Below are 9548 nucleotides of genomic sequence, written 5' to 3'. Positions count from 1 at the left end.
AAACAGGGCAGATCTTCCGCAGTTTCGATACAATAATATAGCTTGATTTTCCGCTTTTGAGAGCTGTTTCGACAGCTCTCAAATTTTTTTAAAAAAATTTTATTTTCAGGTGAGAGTTTTTCGCTTTTTTGTACCTATATAAGTGAAAGACTTTTTAGACCTGTTTTTTTGAAAGGAGGATGGAAGACATGTATGATACAGAAAAGCGTATCGAATTGGTAAAAAAGCGAATGCATGAATACCACCGCCGCCAGGAGCGGCGCACAGTCTGCCGGCTGTCTGTTCTGTGTACCCTGTTATTCCTGTCTCTCGTGGGAACAATGGGGATAATGCACAGCCAGCCAATAGACATCACGGGAATGTACGGCGCAATCCTGATGCATGAGGACGCAGGCGGTTATGTGTTGGTGGCTGTCATTTCCTTTACTGTGGCAGTCGTGATTACCGCATTATGTATCAAATTCAGAAAAAAAGGACAAAAGAGTCAAGATGCAGAAGATTATGTTTGAAGAAAGGAAAGGTGTAAAGTATGAGAAAAAAGTGTTTCAAAAAAACTATTTCATTGGCATTATGTATCGTCATGTCTGTAACGATGACGGGAACTCCGGTATTGGCAGACGCTTTTACAGATGGCAGCCAGTCGATAATTTCCGAGAACGCAGAGATTCCGACAGTTGATGTGGAGTCTGCTACGAACTGCGGAGATGTAGCCAGTACAGAGGAAAACCTGACAGAGCCTGCGCTCTTGTCGGAAACGGAAGAAAAGTTTGACAATCCGGAATATGCAGAATTTTCCGGCGGGAATGATGCAGAAGTTGTCAGCGAGTTTTCCGATGACAGCGTTCCGGCTGCACAGACAGGAGGAAATAATGTTGTTTACCTGGATTCGAGGTCAGGAAATGATACAAATGATGGAAGCAGTGTAGAAAATGCCGTAGGGACTCTTGCGAAGGCTATAGCGATTGCCAATGGTGGAATTATCTATCTGCTTAATCCTATAGACATCAATGAAAATGTCACTCTGGAGAATGTGACACTTCGTCCGGGAAGAAGCACTATGTCACATATGCTGTATATACGGGGTGATGTAACGTTACAAAATATAATAATAAATAATATAACACCGGATGGTACGCCTTGCCAGTTCTCTGCTGATCCTATTGAGGTGGCAGGAACGTTGACTATAAAGGATGGCACTGAGATTGGACCGTTCCCGGGAAAAAGTTGTATTTATGCATTACCACATAGTACTGTAAATCTGAATGGTGGTGAAATCCAGGGAGATAAGCAGAACATAGTTGAGCGTGGCGGTGGAATATATGCGTTTAATGCAATTGTCAATGTGAATGGAGGTATAATCAGTGGACATAGTGCAACGTATGGCGGTGGAATATGTGCGATAGAATCAAATGTAAGTTTAAAAGGAGGCAGCATTGCTGGTAATAAAAGTGGACGGGGCTCAGGTGTCTACTTGGATATGTCTAACTTGTTTATGATAGAAGAAAATGGGAAAAGCTGCCAGATCACCCAAAATACAGTAACAAAAGAACCTTCTTCTAAAGATATGCACGGCGAAGGTGGCGGAATTTATCTGGTTTATTCTAAAGCAGAAATTTCATCTGGAACCATCAATGAAAATACAGCCATTGCAACAGCTCCTGACGAATACGGTAATGTCTTTGGCGGATTAGGTGGTGCAATTTCAGCAAAGTATTCAGAAGTAACCATCAAAGGAGATGCAGAAATCTGTAATAACAGTGCGGGTTACCGTGGAGGTGCGATATACACAGAGGGAACGAAAGATAATCGTTGTCTGCTTAATATAGAAGGTGGAACTATCAGCGGCAATCATGTGAATGGAAGCGGAGCCGGTATTTTCGCTCTATGTTCTAAGGGAATCAAACATAATATGGATGTGATATTTTGTGAGCGTAAGGAGTGGATAGGAATTGAAGAAAGGAGTTCAGCATGAGAAGAAAAAAAGATAAAAGCAATGGCATTACTGCTTTGTATGAAAGACTGTCTCGTGATGACGATAATGCTGGAGAGAGTAACAGTATCGTTCATCAAAAGCAAATGCTTGAAGATTATGCTATAAAACATGGTTTTACGAATCTTGTTCATTTTACCGATGATGGTTGGAGTGGAGCGACCTTTGACAGACCTTCATGGAACAGACTTGTTGAAGGTGTTAAAAACGGAGAAATCACTGCCTGTATCTGCAAAGATATGTCCAGAATCGGCAGAGACCATTTGCAAGTAGGTTTTTTCACTGACATTCTGTTTAGAGAAAAGGAAGTTCGATTTATAGCAATCAATAATGGTATTGACAGTGACCGTCAAGAAACCAGTGAGTTTGCCCCTTTTCTGAATATTATGAATGAGTGGTTTGTCAGGGACACAAGTAAGAAAATTAAAGCTGTACTGAAATCCAGAGGTTCTTCCGGCAACGCTCATACAAGTAATATCCCACCATACGGCTATTTGAAAGACCCCGAAAACCCCGACCATTGGATTATTGATGAAGAAGCTGCCGAAGTAGTCCGCAGAATTTATCGCATGACTATTGAGGGAAAAGGACCTTATCAGATAGCAAGAGAACTTTCAGAAGAAAAAATAGAAAGACCGTCTTATTATCTTGGAAAAAAGGGACTTGGAAATCATGCAAGCAACTATGACAAAGAAAATCCGTATATGTGGCGAGGAAATCAGGTTACTACTCTGATTGCCCGACCAGAGTATATCGGAAAGACTGTCAACTTCAGGACATTCAAAAATTCCTATAAGGACAAAAAGACGAAAAGGGCAGATAAGGAAGATTGGGTGGTTTTTGATGATACACAAGAGCCTATTGTCGATGAAGAAACATGGCTGCTTGCTCAAAAGTTAAGACAGAATGTAAGAAAAGCAGATCCTATGGGCGAGCCTAATGTTCTGACCGGAAAGATTTACTGTGCTGATTGTGGTGCGCCGATGTATAATCACAGGCAGCGGAAAGGGCGAGAAAGAATATACTATACTGCCAAAGGCGAAAAAAGGACAAGTTATTCCAATCCGGCAGATTGTTATGAATGTTCCACATATAATCTTGCTTATCAGAAGTATGACCGACATTGTACTTGCCACCATATTTCAACAAAAGTACTTAAAAGCATCATTCTGAAAACCATACAGGAGACTTGCCATTATGTTTCTTTGAATGAGCGGGAGTTTGTTTATTCTCTGCAAGAAGAATCGGCGATGAAAGATATTGCTGTTTCTGAAACTGTAAAAAACCGCATTGAAAGAAATCAGAAGCGAGTTCACGAACTGGATATGCTTATCAGGAAAATCTATGAAGATAATGTGATTGGAAGATTGCCGGACAGACTTTTTCAGAGTATGCTTACTGATTATGAAAATGAGCAGAACGAGCTGAACAAGATTATTGAGACTGACACCGCTGATATGCAACGGATTATAGGCGGTCAAAATAATGTGGAGCGTTTTCTAAAGCTGGTTAAAAAGTATGAGAACATTACAGAACTTACTCCTGCCATGATAAATGAATTTATCGACAAAATTCTGGTTCACGAGCCACAAGGAAAAGGTGCAGACCGCACCACAGAGGTGGAGATATATCTTAACTATGTCGGGCAATTTCAAGTACCTGTGGAGCAGCATGAACCAACAGAGGAAGAAAGGATTGCTGCTGAAAAAGAGGCGGAACGACTTCGCAGAAAACGAGAATCCAATCGTAAGTATATGAAAAAGATTCGTGAGAAATCAAAAGAATTTGCGGAGCATGAGCGTATAGCAGAAGAAAAAAGTTCTGATAGCAATGTGTGTGTTGAACAGAACGCCACAAGCAAATCAAATCGGCAAAAAGTGAAAGGAGAAAAAATAGCATGACAGAATTGAAATCACGAATCCATGATGAAAGCAACGGTCTGGACTATGTTCTTGTGGGCGATTACTATGTGCCGGACTTGAAGCTACCGGAGGAACACCGCCCTATCGGTATGTGGGGCAGACTGCACAGGACATATTTGGAGCAGTACCGCCCTACAAGGTTCTCTGCCCTCTGTTTATCCGGCGAACTGCATACTTACCTTGCTGACCTGAACGAACAGGCAGCGGAAAGGTGCAGCCTTATCATTGAGCAGATGAAACAAGCCGAGGGTGTGACCGAAACCATGAAAGCAGACAATCAGATGTTGTGGGTACAGTCCATGAACTCTATCCGTAACCGAGCCGAAGAAATCATCAGACAGGAAATGATTTACTGCTGATTTTATCAAGTCCAAAACCAACAATTTTATATCGTCAACGAAGCGACAGGTATTTCCTTATGAAGTGTCTGTCGCTTTTCATTTATCAAATTTTAAGGAGGAAAACACAATGAAGATGAACCAGAATGAAATGGAAACCCTTTATGCCTTTGGCTGTCCGAACCTGAAAGCAACTGTCGAGCGTTTGCGTATGGTAGCTGCCCTTGCACCCGATCCAGTGGCGAAGAAGCTGTTTTATATGCTTTCCGTCAAGCTGAGTGCTGAGGGTGTTGAAAGGTGGTATCGCTGCTTTTACTGCAAGCTGCGTGTGTTGAAAAACCATAGGGAGGGCTGCTATGACGAGACTGACGAAGATTGAGAAAGAAACAATCGTTCTCTTTAATGAGGGCGAGGACAAGGCAAATATCTACACCCACAACGCCGGATTGAAAAAGAGGTTGGCTGCTTTTGCTAAGAAGTACCCTGACCTTTGCCGACTGGAAAAATCCAATGTTCAAGGCGGTGTTTCTTATGAGCTGGCAAAGTCCCGTCTGTCTATCCGTTTCCTGCCGCCTTACAGTGAGGAACGCAGACAGAAAGCCAGCGAATATGCGAAAAAGCATGGGCTGAACAGCTAGCAGGGATAATGTGATAATCAGGGCTGATATGCGGTTAAAATGTCAGGTGCAGACCTGATGTTTTGACCGTTGCCTATCGCCTGTGAGGAAAGTATCGGGGACTATGGATTTTGCGAAAATGTGCGTTACAAGGTTTGAACAGGAACTCTGTACACAAAATTTTTTCTTCCATTCTTTAGGCTGATGAAGTATAATAGACAAAAGATAATTTTAGAAGTGAGCTTTTCGGGAGGCAGTATATATGGAAAAAAGTAAGGTAGAATTTGTATATAAAAATATTTCTTCATTAAACAAGATAAGTATAGTGAATAAAAAAATATTTCGTATTTTGCCATATATTTGTGTGCCATCACTTGTTGTAGGGGGAATTGCGGTTTTTCTAAAAGAAATGTTGCCTATAAAAGGAGTGTTGCCTGATTATATTAGACTTGTTTGCTTAGTCATATTTTTCTTAACCTTTTTGATGTGGTTGGTGTCTTTCTTTTTTGAATACATTTTCCTGTTTTTATGGAAATGCCCTGTATGTAAAGGAAAATTTCCATGGTATAAGACTACTTTGGGATATTTAGGAGAAGAAGGAGGTTGTCTTGTAAATAAAGAAGTTAAAGATATTTGTGACCGCAAGAATAAGAAAATATCTTTAATTCAATATGAAAATAGCAATTTAATCATTCCCAAAAAGTGTCCGCATTGTGGGGAAGTTATATGGAAAAAATAATTTTTGTAGATTACCTGTAATCTGCCACAACTGAATATGACCGTCAAGGTCAGATGAAGAAACCGATGTATTGAGCGTAAAGCGATCATGCGTCGGTTTTTCTTATTTCATGAGCTGACAGAATTCCGACTGTATATCACCCGTGAGGAAAGTATCGGTGACTATGGATTTTGCATAAATGCGCGTTACAAGGCTTGAACAGGAACTCTGCACACAAATTTTTCTTCCATTCGTTAAGTTGATGAAGTATAATGAAAAATAAGATAAAGTTAATTCTTGGAGGTGTTATTCATGTTTGGTTTTAAGAAAAATGAAAAGCCAACGCTCATTATTGAAGCAAAAGATCTAATGGAAATTATCAAGTCTGATTATGATAATGATATGGCTTTTACTCTTATTGAGTTTTCCTATAATGAGAAAAAATATGTGATGGGTTCCTGTGTTTTACCTGCTAACGCAGAGGAATGTAAAGAAAATATATCTTTTATATTTCAAGACAGAGTTTTTGAAAGTTTTGAGGAATTTCAAACTGCTATTATTATAGATAATAAAAACATCTTACAATTAGAAAAACCCCTTGAAATTTTAAGAGCAGGAATTATTGATAATGAGCCTATGCTGAAAACGCCATGGGGAGATAAAAGATTAGCTGATAAAGCTGTTAATAAATAGCGTGTCGCTTTGAAAGGAGTACAAATTTATGGCATTATTGATGTTTAGAACTTTTGGAGTGATTATAGTATCATTTATAGTCTTAATTATGTATGTTTTGCATAGAAAGAAAAATGGGAAGTTTATAAACGAAAGGCTGTCAATGAAGAAGAAAAAATAAAATATCAAAAATGGGAAAAAATAATCAATGTGATGGCAGTTGTTGGGTTATTGATTCTCGGTATATTTATAACTGTTCCTTGTTGCTTGGATATACCTTATTTACTATCTAACAATTTAGTTGAAGTTACCGGAGAAGTTACACAAGGTGCAATGTCAGGAGAAAACTCTAATAGTGAAAGAAGAATACATATTAGAGATGAGAAAACTGGAGAAGAACATTCATTAAAATATTGGGGAACAGGTAGCGATTTAGGAGATAAGATAACTGTAAGGTATTTACCACACACAGAATATGGGTATGTAGTTGAATAGAATAAAAATAAATATCCTATTTTGTTTTGGGAAATTTGTAGATTACCTGTAATCTGCCACAACTGAATATGACCGTCAAGGTCAGATAAAGAAACCGATGTATTGAGCGTAAAGCGATCATGCGTCGGTTTTTCTTATTTCATGAGCTGACAGAATTCCGACTGTATATCGCCTGTGAGGAAAGTATCGGAGACTATGGATTTTGCGGAAATGTGCGTTATAGGTAAGTAAAAAACTACTTGATAGAGCGTGAATTGAATTGTTCATATCGGTATGATATAATTTACTGAAATGAAGCAAGAAGGTGGACTTTTGTATGAAAAAATTTTTGAAAATATTGCTAATCATTGTAGGAATAGTTTTTTTGATTTTTGCAGCGCTGATATGTATTGGACTGTTTGTTGATTATGATGACCATATTGAAAATGGTCGCTATACTTATGTTCCGGAAGATGACAATAAAGACAATGCATATGTCGAATTCAATTTGAGTGATTACGATAAAAAGGATTCTGAACTCATATATTATAACTCTATCGAAGAAGCTATTTTGAATTCCCCCTTAAAAGCAGAACATGAAAATTTATCAGCTCCAGAAGATTTTCTTAATCATGTTGATGAAATATTGCATATATGGAATGGCAAACAGTATGATACGGTTTTCTGTCGGGCAGGAAGTGATAACGATCCCGTTCAAGGTTTTGTGATTGCACGCTGCAAAAAAAAGATAGAAAATGAAAGTACACAATATGCGTTTGTAAATGCTACACCAGCTACCACTACACCAGATACCACTTATGGGGGAGACTTCAAAAAATTTATCCATTTATCTTTAACAATAAGTGATATTCAACAAGACTTAAATCCAAATTATCCGGATAACTCAGATTCGTTTTTGGCTATGCACATGATAAAGAAATTTACTCATTAGAAGTAGAAGGTCAAAAGCCAGATGGGATTATAGAATATGAAGAATATGGTAGAACGATGTATATGTGGTATTATAACGATTTGAAAAGCAATAAAAGAGGCGATTGTCTGAGTCATCCTAGTAGATGTGCCAGAGTAATTTTTCAAATTGGCTAATCTGCCACAACTGAATATGACCGTCAAGGTCAGATGAAGAAACCGATGTATTGAGCGTAAAGCGATCATGCGTCGGTTTTTCTTTTTGCAAAAATAGTCCGGTGGACTGTTTTGTAAAACCGAAGGAACTGACAGAGCTTGGGACGGGGCGAAGTCAGTTTGTTCGGGCGGGAGTACAGAGGGTGCAACCCTTTGTGCATGGGTACAGGGAATGCAATACCCCTCTGTGCAGGTCAAGGGCGGCAGCCTTGCCCAGTTAAGTGGCGCTTCGCCCACTTGAGACTGGGTATTACTTCACGCTAGTAAAGCCGCAAGGAATCAGCTTCGCTGCCCTTCTCCCCTGTCGGGGAAAATCAAAAAGAAAAGGAGGAACTCATGTGAAATTAACAAGACACAATGGACTGAGCCGGGAAAGAATGGCGTTTATAATCCGAAGCACAATGACCGCAGTTTTGACATTGCCAACAGCGAACACATTGACGAAGAACGAGCCAAACAAAATCTCTATTGGGACCGTTACAATGGCTTCCGCAATTTCAAAAATCCCGAAAAGGAAAATGAGTTGTCTGCCACTTTTCAAGATGTGGGAACAGCTTTTTTTTCGTCAGCGGTATCGTGATTTTGTGACCGGACAGAATGAAAGAAATGTGAAGAACCGACACCCTGAAAGAAATAAGGAAACCGGAGATTTACTCAAAAGCAAGAAGACCTGTCCAGAGGAAACGGTCTATCAGATTGGAACGCTTGATAATCCATGTTCCACCGGAATTGCTCATTGAGATCGTCACAGAATTTATGGAAATCGTAAATGAGCGTTTCGGTTCTCATGTCCATATCCTGAATTGGGCTCTGCACTTGGATGAAAGTACCCCTTATATTCACGAGCGTCATGTGTTCGACTGTGAAAATCAATATGGGGAGATTGCCCCACAACAGGAAAAGGCTTTGGAAGCACTGGGGTTTGAACTGCCGGAACCGGAGAAGCCTGTCGGAAGAAAAAATAACCGCAAGATGACTTTCGATTCAGCTTGCCGAGTGCTGCTGTTTGATGTGGCGAAAAAGCATGGCTTACAACTGGAAGAAGAACCGGAATATGGTGGTCGTGCCTATCTGGAAAAACAGGACTATATTCTTTTCAAGCAAAAGGAGCAACTGGCAGCACAGGAGCAAAAGTTGGAAGAACTCACGATGAAGATTGAGGATGTGGAAGCTCTGGTGGATGAGGTTGCCGATATTGCCTATGACAAGGCGGTTGAGGTCGTTGCTGATACTGTAAAACTGGAAACGCACAAGGAGGATATTAAACTGGTGGAGCAGTCTAAAGCGTGGATTCTCTCCCCTGAGCGTAAGGCTTCAAAGAAAGAAATCGAGTATGCAACGAAACGATTGGATGGCGTGATTGCCAGAATCACAAACGCTATGAAATCAACCATTCAGAGAATCCAAACCACGCTGATGAAGCCGGAGGTCAAAAAAGCCGGAACGGAGCAAATCAAGAAGAAAGCCAAAAGTTCCATTATAGAGCAGTTGAGCCGCAAAAAGAAAGAAATGGCAGAGCGTGAAGTCAGCCGGACAATTCGCGGCCAAAAGCAAAAAACAGGATATGGAACTCTAAGGCACTTGCTGTTTTCACTTTGAAAATGACAGGTGCTTTTGCTTTAGGGAGCAAGAAAATATCTTCCATTCTTTAGGTTGATGAAGTATAATGGA

At 40.0% G+C, this 9548-nt stretch carries 12 protein-coding genes and 1 pseudogene; all 13 read left to right on the top strand.

Translation table 11 applies throughout. The features are described 5' to 3' along the window. The first annotated feature begins 188 nt into the window (after window positions 1–188). The 13 genes and pseudogenes from AC058W_RS10470 to AC058W_RS10410 all read left to right on the top strand — a co-directional run bounded on the left by AC058W_RS10470 (window position 189) and on the right by AC058W_RS10410 (window position 9476). The gene (locus AC058W_RS10470) at window positions 189–509 is read left to right on the top strand and encodes a hypothetical protein (RefSeq protein ID WP_119244544.1); all 321 of its coding nucleotides are present in this window, start codon (window positions 189–191) and stop codon (window positions 507–509) included. A gap of 20 nt (window positions 510–529) precedes the next feature. Beyond that, entirely contained in the window at window positions 530–1972 is a 1443-nt protein-coding gene (locus tag AC058W_RS10465; protein ID WP_117677517.1) for a hypothetical protein, read from the top strand. Beyond that, window positions 1969–3891 (top strand): recombinase family protein, encoded by a 1923-nt coding sequence (locus tag AC058W_RS10460; protein ID WP_117677516.1) that lies wholly within the window; start codon window positions 1969–1971, stop codon window positions 3889–3891. Before AC058W_RS10465 ends, AC058W_RS10460 begins: the two co-directional genes overlap by 4 nt. Then, window positions 3888–4271 carry a TnpV protein gene (locus tag AC058W_RS10455; RefSeq protein WP_117677515.1) on the top strand — a complete coding sequence of 128 codons (384 nt, stop codon included), beginning with the start codon at window positions 3888–3890 and terminating at the stop codon, window positions 4269–4271. Before AC058W_RS10460 ends, AC058W_RS10455 begins: the two co-directional genes overlap by 4 nt. A gap of 109 nt (window positions 4272–4380) precedes the next feature. After that, entirely contained in the window at window positions 4381–4629 is a 249-nt protein-coding gene (locus AC058W_RS10450; RefSeq protein WP_117677514.1) for a ferredoxin, read from the top strand. Next, window positions 4607–4888: a molecular chaperone gene (locus tag AC058W_RS10445; RefSeq protein ID WP_117677513.1), complete on the top strand. Its 282-nt coding sequence runs from the start codon at window positions 4607–4609 to the stop codon at window positions 4886–4888. Before AC058W_RS10450 ends, AC058W_RS10445 begins: the two co-directional genes overlap by 23 nt. Before the next feature lie 241 nt (window positions 4889–5129). After that, the gene (locus tag AC058W_RS10440; RefSeq protein WP_117677512.1) at window positions 5130–5606 is read left to right on the top strand and encodes a hypothetical protein; all 477 of its coding nucleotides are present in this window, start codon (window positions 5130–5132) and stop codon (window positions 5604–5606) included. A 291-nt stretch (window positions 5607–5897) separates the two neighbouring features. Further along, window positions 5898–6278 (top strand): hypothetical protein, encoded by a 381-nt coding sequence (locus AC058W_RS10435; protein WP_003023131.1) that lies wholly within the window; start codon window positions 5898–5900, stop codon window positions 6276–6278. A gap of 28 nt (window positions 6279–6306) precedes the next feature. Continuing rightward, window positions 6307–6438, top strand: coding sequence for a hypothetical protein (locus AC058W_RS10430; protein ID WP_479390062.1), 132 nt, complete (start codon window positions 6307–6309; stop codon window positions 6436–6438). A 32-nt stretch (window positions 6439–6470) separates the two neighbouring features. Continuing rightward, window positions 6471–6752 (top strand): hypothetical protein, encoded by a 282-nt coding sequence (locus tag AC058W_RS10425; protein WP_243009668.1) that lies wholly within the window; start codon window positions 6471–6473, stop codon window positions 6750–6752. A gap of 316 nt (window positions 6753–7068) precedes the next feature. After that, window positions 7069–7821 (top strand): annotated as a pseudogene (locus AC058W_RS10420) (hypothetical protein). A 394-nt stretch (window positions 7822–8215) separates the two neighbouring features. Then, a complete protein-coding gene (locus AC058W_RS10415) occupies window positions 8216–8617 on the top strand; it encodes a hypothetical protein (RefSeq protein ID WP_479390061.1) in 402 nt (133 codons plus the stop codon). After that, entirely contained in the window at window positions 8574–9476 is a 903-nt protein-coding gene (locus tag AC058W_RS10410) for a hypothetical protein (protein WP_479390060.1), read from the top strand. Before AC058W_RS10415 ends, AC058W_RS10410 begins: the two co-directional genes overlap by 44 nt. Window positions 9477–9548 lie beyond the last annotated feature (72 nt).

This window comes from Blautia sp. CGZ-1-C1 (assembly GCF_056504575.1).
This window is presented reverse-complemented; position numbering and strand designations above follow the sequence as displayed.

Coding starts and splice junctions, on each gene's coding strand:
- AC058W_RS10450 (WP_117677514.1), top strand. CDS start 4,381: ATGAAGATGAACCAGAATGAAATGGAAACCCTTTATGCCTTTGGCTGT.
- AC058W_RS10425 (WP_243009668.1), top strand. CDS start 6,471: ATGGCAGTTGTTGGGTTATTGATTCTCGGTATATTTATAACTGTTCCT.
- AC058W_RS10435 (WP_003023131.1), top strand. CDS start 5,898: ATGTTTGGTTTTAAGAAAAATGAAAAGCCAACGCTCATTATTGAAGCA.
- AC058W_RS10455 (WP_117677515.1), top strand. CDS start 3,888: ATGACAGAATTGAAATCACGAATCCATGATGAAAGCAACGGTCTGGAC.
- AC058W_RS10465 (WP_117677517.1), top strand. CDS start 530: ATGAGAAAAAAGTGTTTCAAAAAAACTATTTCATTGGCATTATGTATC.
- AC058W_RS10440 (WP_117677512.1), top strand. CDS start 5,130: ATGGAAAAAAGTAAGGTAGAATTTGTATATAAAAATATTTCTTCATTA.
- AC058W_RS10470 (WP_119244544.1), top strand. CDS start 189: ATGTATGATACAGAAAAGCGTATCGAATTGGTAAAAAAGCGAATGCAT.
- AC058W_RS10460 (WP_117677516.1), top strand. CDS start 1,969: ATGAGAAGAAAAAAAGATAAAAGCAATGGCATTACTGCTTTGTATGAA.
- AC058W_RS10430 (WP_479390062.1), top strand. CDS start 6,307: ATGGCATTATTGATGTTTAGAACTTTTGGAGTGATTATAGTATCATTT.
- AC058W_RS10445 (WP_117677513.1), top strand. CDS start 4,607: ATGACGAGACTGACGAAGATTGAGAAAGAAACAATCGTTCTCTTTAAT.